This is a genomic window from Actinomycetospora aurantiaca (assembly GCF_037401875.1).
In the GTDB taxonomy this organism is placed as follows: Bacteria; Actinomycetota; Actinomycetes; order Mycobacteriales; family Pseudonocardiaceae; genus Actinomycetospora; species Actinomycetospora aurantiaca.
In genome coordinates this window covers 149,255-165,730 of record NZ_JBBEGN010000006.1, presented here as the reverse complement: position 1 = coordinate 165,730, position 16,476 = coordinate 149,255, and the positions used below count along the sequence as shown (strand labels likewise).

Below are 16,476 nucleotides of genomic sequence, written 5' to 3'. Positions count from 1 at the left end.
ACTCCCGGGGCGAACTCCCGCGGGTGTGGGGCGTCGTACGCTGCGCGAACCGTAGCGCCCGCGCCGCGATCACCGCAGCACGGGAAACGCCGCCGACCGCAGTGGAACCGGTCACCCCTGCGCGAGCTCGGCCCGCGTCGGCGGCTCCGCGCCCGCCCGCGAGCACGTCCACCCCGCCACGCGGGCGGCGAACCCCAGCGCGTCCCGCCAGCCGTCGGCGTCCAGGTCGGCGACCGCGGCACGGTCCAGCAGGTCGTGGTCGTGCAGGTGGGCGAGCAGCGCGCCGTGCACCGAGTCCCCCGCCCCGATCGTGTCCACCAGCGGTCGCGACGTGTCCGCCGGGACCTCGACCACACCCGCCGTCGTGAACGCGCGGAGGCCCTCGGCGCCGCGCGTGACGACCACCGCGCCGGCTCCCGCAGCCAGCAGCTCCTCCGGCTCGCGGCCCCACCACGCGGCGTCCTCGTCGGAGAGCTTCACCAGGCCCGCGACGGCGGCGATCGCGTCCAGCCGGCCGCGCACCTCGTCGGCGTCACCGACCAGCGCGGGGCGGATGTTGGGGTCGAGGCTCACGAACAGGCCGCGCTCGGCGCCGCGACGGGCGAGCTCGGTGTAGACCGACGCGCCGGGCTCGAGCAGCAACGAGAGGGTCCCGACGGCGAGCGCGTCCACCTCGAGCGGTCCCGGATCGGTCACCAGCCGGTCCGCGGTGCCCTCGACGTGGAAGGAATAGCGGGCGTGGCCGGCCTCGTCGACGGTCACGACGGCGAGCGTGGTCGGCTCCTCGCCGCGCTGCACCAGGCCGGTGTCGACGCCGGACTCCACCAGCCGGGCCAGCAGCGCGTCGCCGAAGGCGTCGGTGGACAGGCGGGTGAGCATCGCGGTGGGGACCTCGAGCCGTCCGAGCCCGACCGCGACGTTGTACGGGCCGCCGCCGAGCCGCGGCGCGAGCGGGGAGAGCGGACCCCGCTCGATGGGCACCAGATCGACGAGGGCCTCGCCTCCGGACACGATCACGACAGCGCCTCCAGTCCCCAGCGCACCGTCCACGTCGCGCCGGGCTGGAGGACGACGAGGTCCGTCCCCGAGTTCAGCGCGTCGGGCGGGCAGGTCATCGGTTCCACCGCCACGGCCTTGCCCGGGCGCCCGAACGGGCTGTCCGGGGTGAACGCCTGCACCCAGGCGACGTTGCGGTCGCCCCAGAGCCGGGTGCCGGTCCCGTCGGGCGCGACGAGCTCGGCCAGCACGCCGGCGACACCGGGCCGGACGCCGAAGCAGGTGTCGAGGTCGAGGTCGGCGACCCGGCGGGCCCGGCGCAACGATTCCTCGGCCGTCACCTCGCGGGCCGCTCCGACGGGGATCTGGGCGTCGTCGACGTCCAGGACGGTCGCCGTCGGGACCGTCAGCGTGCACTCGCCGCTGGGATGGTCGCCCGCGCGCAGGTAGGGGTGGGTGCCGACGCCGGCGGGCACGTCGCCGTCGCCGGTGTTCGTGACGACGTGGGTGACGGTGAGCTGCGTCGGCTCGACCGCGTACGTCGTCTCGACGTGCAGCGGCTGCGGCCACCCGTGCTCGGCGGGGACGTCGATCGCCAGGGTGACCGCGTCATCCGCGTGCTCGACGAGGGACCACGGCCGCTTCCGGACGAGGCCGTGGATGGCGTTCCTCCGCGCGGGCTCGGTGACGTCGAGCTCCCGGGTCGTGCCGTCCCAGTCGAAGCGGGCGCCCGCGGTGCGGTTCGGCCACGGGATGAGCACGCAGCCGGCGCCCATCGGCGGATCGCCCTCGTAGGTCTCGACGTGGTGGGCCCCGCCGACGGTGAACAGGCGCAGCCCGGCACCGGTGCCGGTCACGACGGCGCGCGCGTCCCCGGCCCGGATCTCGAACTCGCTCGGCGCCATGGCGGCACCGTAGTGGGTCGCGGCGGGCGCCGGGGCGGTCCGCGCAACCGGTTGCCCGGGGACTCACGGCGCGAGTGCTCCGTGGAGCAGGTCCCGGACGCGCCGGACCTGCGTCATGGCGCACTCGCGGCGGCCGAATCCCGGTGGACCCGTCGTCGGGACGGGCCCTATCGTCCGCGGCGTGATCTGAGCACCCGCCGTCGTGTCCGTCCGACCCCCGGGAGTGCTCCCATGTCATCGATCACCTACGTCCTCGTCCACGGGGCGTTCTCCACCGCCGCCGCCTGGGGCCCGACCGCGCGCGAGCTCACGCTGCGCGGGCACCGGGCGCTCGCGGTCGACCTGCCCGGGCACGGCCTCGACGCCCGGGAGACCGGGATGGCCGGCATCTCCACCGCGGACGACGTCGCCGCGGTCACCGCCGTGGTCCGCGCCCTCGACGGGCCCGTCGTGCTCGTCGGGCACAGCCGCGGCGGGTTGACGGTGACGGCCGTCGCGAACGCGGTGCCGGAGCTGCTCGCGCACGTCGTGTACGTGTCGGCCTGGTGCTGCGTGACCGGCGGGCCGTCGACCTACGCCTCGGTGGCGCCGTCGGCGCTCGACGCGCTGGCGCCGCGCCTGCTCACCGCCGACCCGGCGGAGGTCGGCGAGCTGCGGGTGGACTTCACGGCACCCGACGCCCGTGACGAGCTGCAGGACGCCCTGCTCGCCGACGGGACGCGCACCGAGCTGCTGGCGATGCTCGCGACGATGGACGGCCGCGAGTCGTTGGTCGTCGACGAGGCGGCGGTGACGGTGGACCCCGAGTGCTGGGGCCGGGTGCCGCACACCTACGTGCGGCTCACCGCGGACCGCGCGCTCATGCCGGCGCTGCAGGACCGCTTCGTCGCGGACGCGGAGGCACTCGGCCTGCCCTTCCGCGTCGTCGACCTGCCGACCAGCCACCTCGGGGTGCAGCTGCGGCCCGGCCCGCTGGTGGACGTGCTGGACGACGTGCGAGTGGCGCCGTCCTGACGTCAGATGTCAGCAACGGACCATCGCTGACATCCTCAGGCGGCCGTCAGCTCCGCGTACCGGCCGTGCCCGGCGACCAGGTCGGCGTGGGTCCCGGACTCCACGACCCGGCCGTGGTCGAGCACCGCGATGGCGTCGGCGTCGCGGACGGTGGAGAGCCGGTGCGCGATCGTCAGGGTCGTGCGGCCGACGGCGAGGGCGTCGAAGGCCTCCTGGACGGCGCGCTCGGTCGCCGTGTCCAGCGCGGAGGTGGCCTCGTCGAGCACCAGGACGCGCGGGTTGCGCAGCAGGGTGCGGGCGATGGCCAGGCGCTGGCGCTCGCCACCGGAGAACCGGTGCCCGCGGGGCCCGACCACGGTGTCGTAGCCCTCGGGCAGCGCCTCGATGACGTGGTGCACCTGGGCGGCCCGGGTCGCGGCCTCGATCTCGGCGTCGGTGGCGTCCGGCTTTCCGTAGCGCAGGTTCTCCCGCACGGTGTCGTGCAGCAGGTAGGTCTCCTGGCTGACGACGCCGACGACGGCAGCGAGGTCGTCCAGGCGCAGGTCACGCAGGTCGACGCCGTCGATGGTGATGCGGCCCGCGTCCGGGTCGTGCAGGCGGGCGACCAGCGAGCCGAGCGTGGACTTGCCGCTGCCGGTCTCCCCCACGAGAGCCAGAGTCGTCCCGGCCGGCACGTGCAGCGAGACGTCGTCCAGCGCCGGACGATCGGCGCCCGGGTACGCGAAGGTCACGTGCTCCAGGCGCAGCTCGCCCCGCGGTTGAGGCAGGTCGACGGGGTGGTCGGGGTCGCTGACCTCGATCACCGTGTCCTGGTACTCGAAGATGCGCGCGAACAGCGCCAGCGAGGCCGACACGTTCACCCCGACGTCGAGCAGCGCCGACAGCGGGCGGAACACCCCGGCCTGCAGGGTGGTGAACGCGACCAGGGTGCCGATCGAGAGCGCGCCCGCCGTCCAGGGCAGGCCCGCGCCGAGGTAGATCAGGGCGGGGATCGCGGCGAAGACGATCGACATCGTCGCCATGACCCAGCGGCCGGCGAGCTGGCTGCGCAGCTCCAGGTCGGTCAGGCGTCGCGACGAGGTGGTGAACCGGTCGACGAGCGCGTCGCCGGTGCCGAGGGTGCGGGAGAGGCGGACGCCGTCGATCGACAGGCCCTCCTCGATGGTGACGTTGAGGTCGGCGAGCTCGCGCTGGCGCTGCGCGGTGATGGTGCGCCGCAGCCGGGCGACGCGCCGCGAGAGCAGCACGGCCGGGGGCAGCACCAGCAGCGTCACGAGCGAGAGCTGCCAGGACAGGGCGACCATCGCGACGGCGGACGCGACCACCGTCGTCAGGTTGGCCGCGATGGACGTGGCGGTGGAGGTGACGACGGACTGCATGCCGCCGATGTCGTTCGTGATCCGCGACTGCACCTCGCCGGTGCGGGTGCGGGTGAAGAACCCGAGGGACAGCCGCTGCAGGTGGGCGAACACGTCGGTGCGCAGCCGGTGCATCACGCGCTGGCCGACCGCGGTGGAGATCCAGGTCTGCACGACGCCGAGCGCGGCGGTGACCGCGGCGACCGCGACCATCCCGACGACGAGCCACACGAGCAGGCGCACGTCGCGCTGCGGCAGCGCGACGTCGATGACCTCGCGCAGCAGGAACGGCGAGGCCAGCCCGACGATCGAGGACACCACGATCACGGCGATGACGACGGCGAGCGAGTACCGGTGGGGGGCGAACAGCCGGGCGATGCGGCGCAGCGAGACCTGCTTGGCCTGCTCGCGGTCGCGCCGGCGTTCCTCCGCGGAGAGTTGTGAGGGGCGGGGCAAGGGCGTCTCCTTCGATTACTGAGGTAACCTCATCATGAGGCTACAACAGCGTCTTCCGCTACGGTGTTCCCGTGGAGGACGGCGAACCCACCTCGGTCGGGGACCTGTTCTGGGCCGTCGCCCGCCGGCTGCGGCACTCGTGGCGGGATGCCCTCGCGCCCTACGACGTCACGCCCTCGCAGCTGCGCGCCCTCGGCACGCTGATGCGCCACGGCCCCGTGCGCCCCGGCGCCCTCGCGAAGCACCTCGGTATCGCGCCGCGGAGCGCCACCGAGGTGGTCGACGCGCTGGAGGAGCGCGGCCTCGTGCGCCGCGAGACCGACCCCGCGGACCGGCGCGCCACCCTCGTCGTCGTCACCGACACCGGCGTGAGCCTCGCCGGGGAGATCCGTCACGCGCGCGCCCAGGAGGCGGACCGGGTGTTCGCAGGGCTCGGCGACGACGACCGCGCGGACCTGGAGCGGCTGCTGCGGCTCCTGCTCACCCAGGACGTCTGATCAGTCGCCGATGGTGCCCCGCCAGACGTCGACGAGCGGGAGGATGCCGTCGACCAGGTCCGGCGGGGACCAGGGCGCAAGGCCGAGGCAGCACACGATCTGCAGCCACCGCGCCGACTCGCACAGGGCGAGCAGCTCCCGGTCCGCCGGGCGTCCGCCCCGGAGCACCGTCGCCGCGTCGTAGGCGCTCACGAACTCCGGCCCGGTCATCGCCAGGTCCCACTCGACGGGCCCGAGGCAGGCGTGCTCCAGGTCCGTGACGACGGGGCCGGCGGGCGTCGCGAGCACGTTGTGCGTGGGCCCGTCGCCGTGGATCGGCTGCACCCCCGCGTGCGGGAACGCGGCGGCGAACGCCTCCGGGGAACCGAACACCTCGTCGACGCGCTGGTACTCGCGGCGGGCGAGCGCGAGGTCGGCGGGGGCGAGGAGCTCCGGGAGGTCGGCGAGCAGGTCGAGGGTCTCGGTGAGCCAGTCGTCCCAGAACACGAGGAAGGGCAAGCACGGGAGGTCGACGCCCCGGAGCGCCGCGTGCAGGTCCGCCACGTACCCGGGCGGGTCGTCGAGCTCGGCGTCCGGCAGGACCTCGACGTGCTCCCACGCCGTCATGACGAAGCCGTCGCACTCGAACGGGACGGACGGGAGCAGCGGGGACGGCTTCGTCGTCGGGAAGCCGAGGTCGCCCAGCGCCACGGAGACCGCGATCTCGTCCCGGCGCTCGGCCAGGGTGCGTGCCGGGTCGGCCCGACGCGACGGCGGGAGGACCGTCGGGATCCGCATGACGACGGGCGCGGGCGCGAGGTGCACGACCACCGAGAACAGGTCGTGCAGCACGACGGCTTCGCCGGCGGCGACCCCGTGCTCCGCGGCGACGGCCCGCGCCGCCGCCACCGCCCGCGCCGTCCGGTCCGCCCGTGCGTCGTCGTCCATCGCCACGGCGTCACGCTCCCACGGCGCGGTCACCGCCACCGGTACTCCTGCACCGCGATGCCCGAGTGCAGGACGCGGCTCCGGGCGAGCAGCAGCCCGCGCGCCGAGTGGCCGGCCGGGAACAGCCGACGGCCGCGCGCCAGGACGCGGGGATGGACGACGAGCCGCAGCTCGTCGAGCAGGTCGGCCGCGATCAGGGCGTGGCCGAGGCCCACGCTGCCGACCACGCCCACGTCTCCGTCGGGCCCCTCCTTGAGCACCTCCGCGACGTCGTCGGCGAGACCGTCGCCGCCGCGCAGGACCGCGGTGGCCCACGGCGGGTCGTCCAGGGTCGTCGAGACGACGTACCGGTCGATCGCGGCGAGGTGGCGCGCCGTGCCGGTCGGGTCCGCGGGCAGGGACGCCCAGTCGGCGTGCAGCGTCGTGAAGGTCCGGCGGCCGATCAGCAGGCCGACCTCGGTGGCGCGGGCCTCGAGCAGGACGTCCTGCAGCTCGTCGCCGTCGTGGTCGTCCAGGGCGAGGAGGTCCTCGACGGGATCGACCACGCCGTCGAGGCTGGTGTGGGCGGTGAGGACGAGTCGGCGGGTCATCGGTGCTCCTCTCGGTGCGGCGGGTGGGTCAGTGCAGGCGGTAGGTCTGCAGGCTCACGCCGGAGCGGAACGCCCGGGCGTCGACGAGCGTCGGGCGGAGCTCGACACCGTCCGGGAAGAGCCGGCGGCCCCGGCCGAGCACGACCGGGTAGGTGTAGAGGCGGAGCTCGTCGACGAGGTCGGCCGCCAGCAGGGCGTGGCAGAGCTCGATGGAGCCGGTGACGCCGACGTCGCCGTCCGGGCCCTCCTTCAGCAGCCCGGCGATCTCGTCGGCCAGGTGCTCCCCGCCGCGCAGGACCGTGGAGTTCGCCCACGCCGGGTCGGTCAGCGTCGAGGAGACGACGAACTTCTCCACTGCGTCCAGGTGCGCGGTGACACCGGTCGTGTCGTCGGTCTGGTGCGGCCAGTAGCCGCGCATGTCCTCGAAGGTGCGGCGACCGACGAGGAACCCGACCTCCCGCTCCATGGCCTCGGCGAGCAGCGGCATGAGGTCGGAGACGTCGCCGTCGCCTTCGGGGGTGAACCAGTCGAGCGCCTCGACGACGCCGTCGACGGTGATGTTCTGCGTGATCACGATCCGTCGGGTCATGCCGTCGAGGTTCGCGAACCGCCCAGCCGCGGCGGTAGTGAAGAATTCACGACCGTGATCCGGGTGCTGGTGGCCGAGGACATGCACATGATCCGCGGGGCCCTGGTGGCGCTGCTCTCCGCGGAGGCCGATCTGGAGGTGGTCGCCGAGCTGGCCGAAGGGACGGCAATTGTTCCGCGGGCGCGCGAGGTCGTGCCGGACGTCGCGGTGCTCGACGTCGACCTGCCCGGCCGCGACGGGCTCTCCGTGGCCGCCGAGCTGCGGACCGTCCTGCCCGGTTGCCGGATCCTCGTGCTCACCGGCCTCGGGCAGGCCGCCGTGGTACGCCGGGCCCTGGACGCCGACGTGCACGGGTTCGTCCTCAAGGACGCACCGCCGGCACGGCTCGCGGCCGCGATCCGCGAGGTGGCGGTCGGGCGCCGGGTCGTGGCCGACGAGCTCGCCCGCGCGGCCGACGACGCCGACCGGTGTCCCCTGGCCGCCCGCGAGCTGGAGGTGCTGCGCCTCGTCGGCCGCGGCGACACCGTCGACGACGTCGCCGGCACCCTGCACCTCTCGGCCGGGACGGTCCGCAACTACCTGACGTCGGCGGTGGGCAAGCTGGACGCCCGCAGCCGCGTCGACGCCGTGCGGATCGCCGCCGAGCAGGGCTGGATCTAGACCGGCAGGCGCCCGGCCAGGCTGAACTCGTCGACGTCCCGCTCGGCGACCACGGACCCGCCGAGCCCGCCGAACCGTCGCCGCAGGTTCTCGAGCCCGGCTCCACCCGCGTCGTCCGCGGCCTCCTGGACCCCGTCGTTCGTGACGACGAGGCGGGCCTCGTCCCCACGGCGGGCGATCGCGACGTGGCACGACCCGGCCTTCGCGTGCCGCAACACGTTCGTCACCGCCTCGCGCAGCATCGTCGCGAACAGCGCGGAGACCGCGTCCGGGAGCTCGACGTCCTCCCCCAGCACCGAGACGTCCACCCCGGCGGCGTCGAGCACCGACCGCGCCGAGCGCAGCTCCTCGGGCAGCGACAGTTCCGCGGCGCCCGCGACCACCATCCGCACCTCGCCGAGCGTCCGCCGGGACACGGCGAGCAGTTCCCGCAGTTCGGAGTGCGCGGCCTTGGGATCGGTGTCCACGAGCCGGTCGACCACCTCGGCCTTGACCGTCACCGCCGACAGGCTGAGGCCGAGCAGGTCGTGCGCGTCCCGGGCGAACCGCAGCCGCTCCTGCGCCACGGCCATCCGGGACAGCTCGTCGCGGGCGTCGTGGAGCTGCCGGACGAAGCGGGCGAGCCGGCTCAGCGCGAAGATCACCAGGCCCGTGAGCCCGGTCGCGGAGATCGAGTAGAAGATCGAGTACAGCGAGTCCGGCTCGAGGCCCTCCACCCGGCGCTGCAGGACCCCGGCCACCGCCGTGACCGCGAGGTAGGCGGGCACCCCCGCCCACGAGGGCAGGGCGAGCAGCAGGCTGCCCGCGAGGAATCCACCGAAGGCCAGGAACGGGACCCCCAGCCAGACGGCCGGGAGGTAGACCAGCACGGCCATCGCCGCGAGGGCGACGGCGCGACCCGCCCACCCGAGGGGAGCGCCGAGCCGGGAGAAGCAGGTCAGCTGCAGGGTCAGGATCGCCGCCGCGCACAGGGTGCACACCACCGCGTCGACGCCCCGGTAGTTCGTGTAGGCGCCGGCGAGGTTCACGACGGCGTACGCGGCGCAGACGGTCACGACCACGGCCCGCGAGAGCCGCGCGGCCGTGTCGGAGACGTAGAGCCCCGACGCCCGTGCCTCCTCGACCCCCGGGGACGTCACCCGGCGATCCTACGGGCGCCGACCGGGCGTCACGTCGCGATCGGGAGTCGCCCCTCGACGGTGAACTGCTCGTCGTCGCGCTCGGCCAGCACGGACCCGTCGCGGGCGTCGAACCGTTCGCCGAGCGCCTCGAAGTCGGCCGGGGCGGGGTCGTCGGTCGCGCCGTCGTGGGTGACGACGATGCGCGCCTCGGTCTCCCGGCGGGCGATCGTCACGTGACAGGACGAGGCCCCGTCGTGACGGGCCGCGTGCGCGGAGGCGACGCGCACCAGGGCCGCGAAGTCCTCGCCGACGTCCTCGGGCAGCTCCACGTCCTCGCCGAGCACGGAGAGCTCGACCTCCTTCTCCGCGAGCTCCGCCCGGGCCGCACGGAGCGCGGCAACCAGCGCCGCCGGAACGGCCGACTCACCGGCCGGCTCCTCCGCCGGCTCCTCGGCGGGCTCCTCAGCCGACTCTCCCTCGGGCTCCTCGGCCGGCTCCTCCGTCGGCGCGGCCTCGATCGCCGCCGCCGGCGCGGCCTCCCGCACCGCGGGCCGGGCCGTCCACGTCAGGTGCAGCAGCCGGGTGAGGCCGTCGATCACGAGGGCCGTCACGACGGCCCCGACCGCCGACACCACCGCCGAGAGCACGGGCGCGCCCGCGACGGGTCCGACGAGGAGGCCGACCGCCACCACGACGACGGCGGCCCCGACCAGCCCGGCCCGCGACGGCAGGAGGACGAGCAGGCTCCCCGCCAGGAACCCCGCGAAGGCGATCCACCCGAAGCTCAGGGCGACCAGGGGCACGGAGACCAGGCACGCCATCGCCAGCAGCGCGACGGCGATCCCCTCCCGCGTCCGGCGCACCCCCGGCCGGCTCACGTAGCCGAGCTGGAGGCCGACGATCCCGACCGCGAGGACCAGCGCGAGCAGCGCCCCGACGAGGTTCAGCCCCGGTGCGATCGCGGCGTAGGACAGCACCGCGTACCCGACCACGACGGCCACGACCAGCGCGGGGACGGAGCGGTCGGCGCGCGTCGGGGTCGTCACCCGGCGGAGGGTACGAGACGCCCGGGAGGGGTCCCGGGGCACCGGCGCGAGGCTCGCCGGCATGGACGAGAACGCGGACGCAGCCCACCGTCGCCACCGGCTCGGCATCGTGATCCTCGCCGGGCTCGGCGCGCTGGCGCTGATGGCCGCCGTGGCGCTGGTCGTCGCCCTGACGGACGTCGCCCGGCCACCGGACGACCCGGCATACCGCACTCCGATCGGGGGAATGGTGACCACATCGCGGCCGATCACGGCCGGGGCGGACCGATGAGGGGGGACCTCGTGGCGCCGGTCGAGCTGCTGCCCCCGGGCTCGGGCAGCCTCGCGCGCGGGGTGCCCGACGCCGTGCCGGGCACCCTGTTCGTCCTCGGCGGCCGTGGCGGCATCCGGGTCGAGCCCCGGCCGCGGTTCCCGGTGGTCTTCGGCCGCAACGAGCCCGAGGTGCACGTCTGCGTGGGCGACGGCGACCCGCGCGTCAGCCGCCGGCACGGCGTCCTCTGCTACGACCGCGACCGCTGGACCCTGCGCAACACCGGCTCGCTGCCGATCCGCCTGCCCGGGTCCGCGCTCCTGCTCGCCGGGCACGAGGAGCCCCTCGGGGCGGTCTACACGCCGCTGTTCATCCGCACCGGGCCCGACCGCGAGCACCTCGTGGAGGTCCGCGTGGCCGGGCGACCCGTCGTCGGGAACAGCGCGGAGCCGGAGGACGCCACGACCGCGCCGCCGGTGTGGCAGCTGACCGACGACGAGCGTCTCGCGCTCGTGTCAATGGGCCAGCGCTACCTGCGCCACGAGGCGCACCCGCGGCCGGAGACCTGGGCGGGGGTCGCCGCCGAGCTCGCCGAGCTCCGTCCGGCCGCCGGGTGGACCGCGAAGAAGGCGGAGTGGTGCGTCGTCGGGGTCCGCAAGCGGCTCGCGGCGGCCGGTGTACGGAGCCTGACCCGCGAGGAGGTCGGCGAGCCGGTGGGCAACGCGCTCAACCACAACCTCGTCACCGAGCTGCTGGTCTCGACGACGATCGTCCCGCCGGATCTGCGTCTGCTGGAGGGGTGATGGAGCCGGGCGAGCTGTTCGCGGACCGATACCGGATCGTCCGGTTCGTCGCCCGCGGCGGGATGGGCGAGGTCTACGAGGCCCGAGACGAGACGCTGGAGACGACGGTCGCGCTCAAGCGGGTGGGCTTCGCGGGCCTTCCCGACGACGAGGCCTCTGTGGCCCGGGCGCGCGTGCTGCGGGAGGCCCGACTCGCTGCGCGGCTGCGCGGGGTGCCGCAGGTCGTGGCGACCTACGACGTCGTCGAGTCCGGCGACGATGTGTGGCTGGTACTGGAGTACGTCCCGTCGCGGACCCTCGGTGACGCGCTCGACGACCGGCTCGACACGGTCGAGGTGGCGCGGATCGGGGCCGCGGTGGCCACGGCGCTCGCGGCCGCGCACGCGAACGACGTGCTGCACCGCGACGTCAAGCCCGGCAACGTCCTGCTCGCCGACGACGGGACGGTCAAGCTGACCGACTTCGGCATCTCCCGGGGCACCGGCGAGGCCACGAAGCTCACCGCGACCGACGTCGTCTCCGGCACGCCCGCCTACATGGCCCGCGAGGTCGCCCGCGGCGAGGACCCGACGCCGGCCGCGGACGTCTACTCCCTCGGGGCCACGCTCTACCGGGCGCTCGAGGGCGCCCCGCCGCACGGCACGGACGGCAACGCGCTGCGGCTGATGTACCGGGTCGCCACCGAGCCGCCCCGGCCGCCCGAGCACGCGGACACCCTCGGGCCGCTGCTGCTGCGCCTGCTCGCCGACGACCCGTCCACCCGCCCGGACGCCGCCACGGCCGCCGAGCTGCTCGACGCGCACGCCCGGCGGCCCTCCGAGCCGACCGTGCGGACCGGGCCGGACCCGGCCCCGTCGTCGGGGCCGGGGACCCCGACCCTGACCGGTGAGGCCCCGGCTCCGTCCCGACGGCGGTGGTGGCTGCTCGCCGGGGCGGCCGCAGCGGTGCTGCTGGTGGCAGCGGGGGTCCTCGTCGCGATCCGCCTCGCGGCCCCGGACCCGTTGACGATGCCCGCGAGCATCGCCGCCCGCACCCTCGACGTGCCCGCCGACCAGGCCGACCCCTGCGCCCTGCTCGACCCGGACGCCCTCGGGGCGTTCGGCACCGTGACGCTCGGCCCGGCCTACAACCCGAGCGGGTGCACCGCGACGCTGCGCGGGGAGGACGGCGGGTCCGGGACGGTGACCGCGACCTTCTACTCCCCCCGGACGACCCTGCCGCCAGACACGACCACCGGCGTGGTCGGCGCTGCCACGCTCGCGCGGACACCGGAGAGCGCGGCCTCGAACGGCTGCCCCCGGGTGCTGACGATTGCCGATGGCACGCAGGTCCGGGTCGAGGCGTCGTCCTCCGGCCTCGCCGGTGGCACGTGCGGCCTCGCGGACGCGGGCACGGCCGTCGTGTCCCGCACCCTCGACGCCGAGGGGATCGTCGCCGACCCCGCGCGCCCGCAGCGGTTCGTCTTCGCCGACGCCGACGCCTGCGCCCTGCTCCCGTCCGAGGAGCTCGGCCGCGCCGTCCCCGACGTCGCGCCCACCCGCGGCGGGGCCGGGTTCGCCCGCTGGTCGTGCTCCTTCGGGCGCGGCGGCGAGATCGACCTCTACTTCACCACCGACGACGCGACACCCGCCCAGTACGGCCGACCGCTGCCGCCGGCGGGCGGCCGGAGCGCCTGGGCGAGCTCGACGGACAGCGGCTGCCGGGTGTGGGTGTGGCTCGGCCCGCCCCGCGACGGGCGGCCGGGGCAGCTGACGTCGGCCTCGGTCGCGGGCGGGCCGTCGGAGGTGCGCTGCGACCAGGCGCGCACGCTCGCGGAGGGGATGGCGAACCGGCTCCCCCCGGCCTGATCGCGACCGGTGTCCGGGTGATCAACGGGCCCTCACGGGGCTCGCGAGGGGCTCCGGAGCCATGTGAGGGTCCGCTCGTCACGGCCCCCGGGCCTGACCGTCAGGCCTGGCTCGTCGGTGCGTCCTCCGGCGTCCCCGCCGTCGGGGCGCGGTAGCGCCAGAAGGCGGGGAAGGCCAGGACGACCGCGAGCATCCCGACGACGACCGCGACGCCACCGATCGCGGTCGCGGCACCGGTCCCGACCGCGTCCGCCGCCCAGCCATGCCACAGGTCGGCCACACGCGGGCCTCCCGCGACGACGACCACGAACACGCCCTGCATGCGGCCGCGCATCTCGTCCGTGGCGACGGTCTGCAGCATCGTCGACCGGAAGACCGAGCTGACCAGGTCCGCCGCGCCGGCGGCAGCGAGCAGCAGGACGGCGAGCCAGAGGATCGAGGTCAGCCCGGCCAGCGCGACCCCCACCCCCCACAGGCACACCGCGACCGTCACGGCGATCCCCTGCCGGGCGATCCCGTGCAGCCGCCCGGAGAGCAGGCCGCCGAGGGCCGCGCCGCCGGCGATCGACGCGGACAGCAGTCCGTAGGCCGGGCCGCCGCCGTAGGTCTCGATCGCCGCCTCCGGGAACACGGCGCGCGGCATCCCGAAGCCCATCGCGACGAGGTCGGCGAGGAAGCTGACCAGCAGCACCTTCGACATCGCTGCGTACCGGAACCCGTCGATCACCGACCGGAGCCCGGCGCTCGTCCGGATCGCGTGCAGGACGCCGCGCACCCCGCCCTGCGCGTCGTCGGAGACCGGCAGGCGCGGGAGCCGGTAGGCCGCCCAGATCGACGCCGTCAGGCAGACGGTGTCGACGAGGTAGAGCACCCCGACGTCGATGAAGGCCAGGGCCACGCCGCCGACGAGCGGACCCGCGAACGCCCCGATCTGCTGCACCGTGAACCACAGCGTGTTCGCGGCAGGGAGCTGGTCCAGCGGCAGGATGCGGGGCAGGACGGCGGAGCGGGTCGGCTGGTTCACCGCCAGGCAGGCCGTCTGCACCGCGAAGATCACCAGGACCGTCCACGGCCCGCCGAGGTGGGTCAGGGCGCTCACCCCGAGCAGGGCCGAGGTCACCGCGATGCCGATCCCGGACACCACGAGCAGCATCCGGCGGTCGACCGCGTCCGCGATCGCCCCGCCCCAGAGCCCGAAGACCACGAGCGGGACGAGGCCGAACAGACCGGTGAGCCCCACCCACGCCGACGAGCCCGTCATCTCGTACAGCTGGAACGGCACCGCCACCACCGTCAGCTGCGCGCCGACGACCGTGACCACCCCCGCCGTCCAGAGCCGGCGGAAGGCGGGCGTCCGCAGCGGGGTGGTGTCGGCGAACAGGCCCCGGGATCGTTCGCTCACCTCACGATCCTAGACGCCGACCTCACGGCGCCAGGCGCTCGACCACCCAGGCGCCGCGGACCGGCTCGAACCGGAACCGCAGCCGGTCGTGCAGGCGCGAGGTGCGGCCCTGCCAGAACTCGACGTGGGTCGGGGTCAGCCGCCACCCGCCCCAGTGCGGCGGCGGCGGGATCTCGCCGTCGCCGAAGCGCGCCTCGACGGTCGCGTACAGGTCCTCGAGGGCCTGCCGGTCGCGCACGGTCGCCGACTGCGGCGACGCCCACGCCCCGAGCTGCGAGGTCCGCGGACGGCCCCGCCAGTACTCCGCGGTCTCCTCCTTGCCCAGGAGCTCGACGGCGCCGATCACGGTCGCCTGCCGCTGGAGCCCGTACCAGGGGAACGTCGCCGAGGCCTGCCGCGTCTGCCGCAGCTGGTGGGACTTCTCCGAGGTGTAGTTGGTGAAGAACGTGACCCCGCGGGCGTCGATGTCCTTCGCCAGCACCGTGCGGGTGGTGACGCGGTACTCGTCGTCGACGGTCGCGAGCACCATCGCGTTCGGGTCGGGCAGCTCGGCGCCGCGGGCCGCCTCCAGCCACCCCGCGAGCTGCTCGTGCCAGGTCGACGCGAGATCGTTCACCTCGAGTTCGCCCGCGCGATAGTCGACACGCAGATTCGCGATCGGTGCGTTCACCCGGCCACGGTAGGCAGCACCGGCGCTCGTCGGGAAGACCGTGAGAGATGGGACAAATCGCAGGTACTCCGAGCAGCACGCGGCGCGGGGTGCGCCAGGGCACAGCAACTCCTCGGGCGGGCTTGCGAGGATGGGCGGCGTGACCGCTGAATCAGTGACGATCCCGGCCGACCTGCTGCCCGCCGACGGACGCTTCGGCTGCGGGCCCTCGAAGGTGCGTCCCGAGCAGCTGCGCGCGGTGGCCGACGCGGCCGACGTCATGGGCACCTCGCACCGGCAGAAGCCGGTGAAGGACCTGGTCGCGCGGGTGCGGGCGGGGCTCTCGGAACTCTTCGCCCTGCCCGAGGGCTACGAGGTGGTGCTCGGCAACGGCGGGTCGACGGCGTTCTGGGACGCCGCGGCGGTCGGGCTGATCCGGGAGCGGTCCCTGCACCTGACCTACGGCGAGTTCTCCTCGAAGTTCGCCGGGGTCGCGACGGGCGCCCCGTTCCTCACCGACCCGATCATCGTCCCGAGCGACCCCGGCACCGCGCCCGAGCCGGTCTCGGACCCCTCGGTCGACCTGATCGCCTGGGCGCACAACGAGACCTCGACCGGGGTGGCCGTCCCCGTCGCCCGGCCGCGGGGCAGCGAGGGGAAGCTCGTCGCGATCGACGCGACCTCGGGGGCGGCCGGCCTGCCGGTGGACGTGTCGCAGGCCGACGTCTACTACTTCGCCCCGCAGAAGGGGTTCGCCTCCGACGGCGGGCTGTGGATCGCCCTGATGAGCCCGGCGGCCCTGGAGCGGGTGAACGAGATCGCCGCGACGGACCGCTGGATCCCCGAGTTCCTGTCCCTGACGACCGCGATCGACAACTCGCGCAAGGACCAGACCTACAACACCCCCGCCGTCGCCACCCTGATCATGCTCGCGGAGCAGGTCGACTGGATGAACGCCGCGGGCGGCATGGACTTCACCACCGGCCGCACGAAGGACTCGAGCGACCGGCTCTACGCCTGGGCGGAGAAGTCGTCGTTCGCCACGCCGTTCGTCGCCGAGCCCGCGCACCGCTCGCAGGTGGTCGGGACGGTCGACTTCACCGACGAGGTCGACGCGGCCGCGGTGGCGCGGATCCTCCGCGCGCACGGGGTCGTCGACACCGAGCCCTACCGCAAGCTCGGCCGCAACCAGCTGCGGATCGGCATGTTCCCGGCGGTCGACCCGGACGACGTGTCGAAGCTGACCGAGTGCATCGACCACGTGGTGGGGGCGCTCACGGGCGCGTGACCCTCGTCCCGGCGCGCCTCCCTCGACCGGGGCAGGTGCTCGCCTAGCGTCGACCGCGGTGGCTGCACATCGCCGACG

At 74.9% G+C, this 16,476-nt stretch carries 17 protein-coding genes; 7 read left to right on the top strand and 10 right to left on the bottom strand.

Annotated elements, in window-relative coordinates:
- Positions 1 to 111: 111 nt before the first annotated feature.
- Positions 112 to 1,017 (bottom strand): carbohydrate kinase family protein, encoded by a 906-nt coding sequence (locus tag WCD74_RS14605; protein ID WP_337695582.1) that lies wholly within the window; start codon positions 1,015 to 1,017, stop codon positions 112 to 114.
- Positions 1,014 to 1,901, bottom strand: coding sequence for an aldose 1-epimerase family protein (locus tag WCD74_RS14600; protein WP_337695581.1), 888 nt, complete (start codon positions 1,899 to 1,901; stop codon positions 1,014 to 1,016). Before WCD74_RS14600 ends, WCD74_RS14605 begins: the two co-directional genes overlap by 4 nt.
- Positions 1,902 to 2,132: 231 nt before the next feature.
- Between WCD74_RS14600 and WCD74_RS14595 the strand changes: the two genes are divergently transcribed.
- Entirely contained in the window at positions 2,133 to 2,915 is a 783-nt protein-coding gene (locus WCD74_RS14595; protein WP_337695580.1) for an alpha/beta fold hydrolase, read from the top strand.
- Between the two features lie 35 nt (positions 2,916 to 2,950).
- Here the strand turns inward: WCD74_RS14595 and WCD74_RS14590 are convergent, their stop codons facing one another.
- Positions 2,951 to 4,729 carry an ABC transporter ATP-binding protein gene (locus tag WCD74_RS14590; protein WP_337695579.1) on the bottom strand — a complete coding sequence of 593 codons (1,779 nt, stop codon included), beginning with the start codon at positions 4,727 to 4,729 and terminating at the stop codon, positions 2,951 to 2,953.
- 71 nt (positions 4,730 to 4,800) lie between these two features.
- Here WCD74_RS14590 and WCD74_RS14585 point away from each other — a divergent pair, with 71 nt between their 5' ends.
- Complete coding sequence (locus WCD74_RS14585; protein ID WP_337695578.1) at positions 4,801 to 5,226, top strand: MarR family winged helix-turn-helix transcriptional regulator; 426 nt, start codon at positions 4,801 to 4,803, stop codon at positions 5,224 to 5,226.
- Here the strand turns inward: WCD74_RS14585 and WCD74_RS14580 are convergent, their stop codons facing one another.
- From WCD74_RS14580 to WCD74_RS14570, 3 genes are read right to left on the bottom strand one after another with little or no spacing between them, the layout of a single operon-like run.
- Entirely contained in the window at positions 5,227 to 6,192 is a 966-nt protein-coding gene (locus tag WCD74_RS14580) for an aminoglycoside phosphotransferase family protein (protein WP_337695577.1), read from the bottom strand.
- The gene (locus tag WCD74_RS14575; protein WP_337695576.1) at positions 6,183 to 6,743 is read right to left on the bottom strand and encodes a dihydrofolate reductase family protein; all 561 of its coding nucleotides are present in this window, start codon (positions 6,741 to 6,743) and stop codon (positions 6,183 to 6,185) included. The genes WCD74_RS14580 and WCD74_RS14575 overlap by 10 nt, the downstream gene beginning before the upstream one ends.
- Before the next feature lie 28 nt (positions 6,744 to 6,771).
- Positions 6,772 to 7,332, bottom strand: coding sequence for a dihydrofolate reductase family protein (locus WCD74_RS14570; RefSeq protein WP_337695575.1), 561 nt, complete (start codon positions 7,330 to 7,332; stop codon positions 6,772 to 6,774).
- Between the two features lie 54 nt (positions 7,333 to 7,386).
- Between WCD74_RS14570 and WCD74_RS14565 the strand changes: the two genes are divergently transcribed.
- The gene (locus WCD74_RS14565; protein ID WP_337695574.1) at positions 7,387 to 7,992 is read left to right on the top strand and encodes a response regulator transcription factor; all 606 of its coding nucleotides are present in this window, start codon (positions 7,387 to 7,389) and stop codon (positions 7,990 to 7,992) included.
- Here the strand turns inward: WCD74_RS14565 and WCD74_RS14560 are convergent.
- Both WCD74_RS14560 and WCD74_RS14555 read right to left on the bottom strand, forming a co-directional pair.
- Positions 7,989 to 9,131 carry a sensor histidine kinase gene (locus tag WCD74_RS14560; protein WP_337695573.1) on the bottom strand — a complete coding sequence of 381 codons (1,143 nt, stop codon included), beginning with the start codon at positions 9,129 to 9,131 and terminating at the stop codon, positions 7,989 to 7,991. The genes WCD74_RS14565 and WCD74_RS14560 overlap by 4 nt on opposite strands.
- A 29-nt stretch (positions 9,132 to 9,160) precedes the next feature.
- Positions 9,161 to 10,159, bottom strand: a complete 999-nt coding sequence (locus WCD74_RS14555) for a sensor histidine kinase (protein ID WP_337695572.1) — start codon at positions 10,157 to 10,159, stop codon at positions 9,161 to 9,163.
- A gap of 61 nt (positions 10,160 to 10,220) precedes the next feature.
- Here WCD74_RS14555 and WCD74_RS14550 point away from each other — a divergent pair, with 61 nt between their 5' ends.
- From WCD74_RS14550 to WCD74_RS14540, 3 genes are read left to right on the top strand one after another with little or no spacing between them, the layout of a single operon-like run.
- Positions 10,221 to 10,430, top strand: coding sequence for a hypothetical protein (locus tag WCD74_RS14550; RefSeq protein ID WP_337695571.1), 210 nt, complete (start codon positions 10,221 to 10,223; stop codon positions 10,428 to 10,430).
- Positions 10,427 to 11,212, top strand: a complete 786-nt coding sequence (locus tag WCD74_RS14545) for an FHA domain-containing protein (protein ID WP_337695570.1) — start codon at positions 10,427 to 10,429, stop codon at positions 11,210 to 11,212. Before WCD74_RS14550 ends, WCD74_RS14545 begins: the two co-directional genes overlap by 4 nt.
- Positions 11,212 to 13,059, top strand: coding sequence for a serine/threonine-protein kinase (locus WCD74_RS14540; protein ID WP_337695569.1), 1,848 nt, complete (start codon positions 11,212 to 11,214; stop codon positions 13,057 to 13,059). Before WCD74_RS14545 ends, WCD74_RS14540 begins: the two co-directional genes overlap by 1 nt.
- A 100-nt stretch (positions 13,060 to 13,159) precedes the next feature.
- Here WCD74_RS14540 and WCD74_RS14535 read toward each other — a convergent pair whose 3' ends face one another.
- Positions 13,160 to 14,461 carry an MFS transporter gene (locus WCD74_RS14535; protein ID WP_337695568.1) on the bottom strand — a complete coding sequence of 434 codons (1,302 nt, stop codon included), beginning with the start codon at positions 14,459 to 14,461 and terminating at the stop codon, positions 13,160 to 13,162.
- Positions 14,462 to 14,483: 22 nt separating this feature from the next.
- Positions 14,484 to 15,131 (bottom strand): pyridoxamine 5'-phosphate oxidase, encoded by a 648-nt coding sequence (gene pdxH / locus WCD74_RS14530; RefSeq protein ID WP_337695567.1) that lies wholly within the window; start codon positions 15,129 to 15,131, stop codon positions 14,484 to 14,486.
- Positions 15,132 to 15,270: 139 nt separating this feature from the next.
- Between pdxH and serC the strand changes: the two genes are divergently transcribed.
- Positions 15,271 to 16,398, top strand: a complete 1,128-nt coding sequence (serC, locus tag WCD74_RS14525) for a phosphoserine transaminase (RefSeq protein WP_337695566.1) — start codon at positions 15,271 to 15,273, stop codon at positions 16,396 to 16,398.
- The last annotated feature ends 78 nt before the right edge of the window (positions 16,399 to 16,476 follow it).

Bases quoted from the DNA above. Each gene is read 5' to 3' on its own strand.
- WCD74_RS14540 (WP_337695569.1), top strand. From the start codon at position 11,212: ATGGAGCCGGGCGAGCTGTTCGCGGACCGATACCGGATCGTCCGGTTC.
- WCD74_RS14550 (WP_337695571.1), top strand. From the start codon at position 10,221: ATGGACGAGAACGCGGACGCAGCCCACCGTCGCCACCGGCTCGGCATC.
- WCD74_RS14600 (WP_337695581.1), bottom strand. From the start codon at position 1,901: ATGGCGCCGAGCGAGTTCGAGATCCGGGCCGGGGACGCGCGCGCCGTC.
- WCD74_RS14545 (WP_337695570.1), top strand. From the start codon at position 10,427: ATGAGGGGGGACCTCGTGGCGCCGGTCGAGCTGCTGCCCCCGGGCTCG.
- WCD74_RS14595 (WP_337695580.1), top strand. From the start codon at position 2,133: ATGTCATCGATCACCTACGTCCTCGTCCACGGGGCGTTCTCCACCGCC.
- WCD74_RS14570 (WP_337695575.1), bottom strand. From the start codon at position 7,332: ATGACCCGACGGATCGTGATCACGCAGAACATCACCGTCGACGGCGTC.
- WCD74_RS14575 (WP_337695576.1), bottom strand. From the start codon at position 6,743: ATGACCCGCCGACTCGTCCTCACCGCCCACACCAGCCTCGACGGCGTG.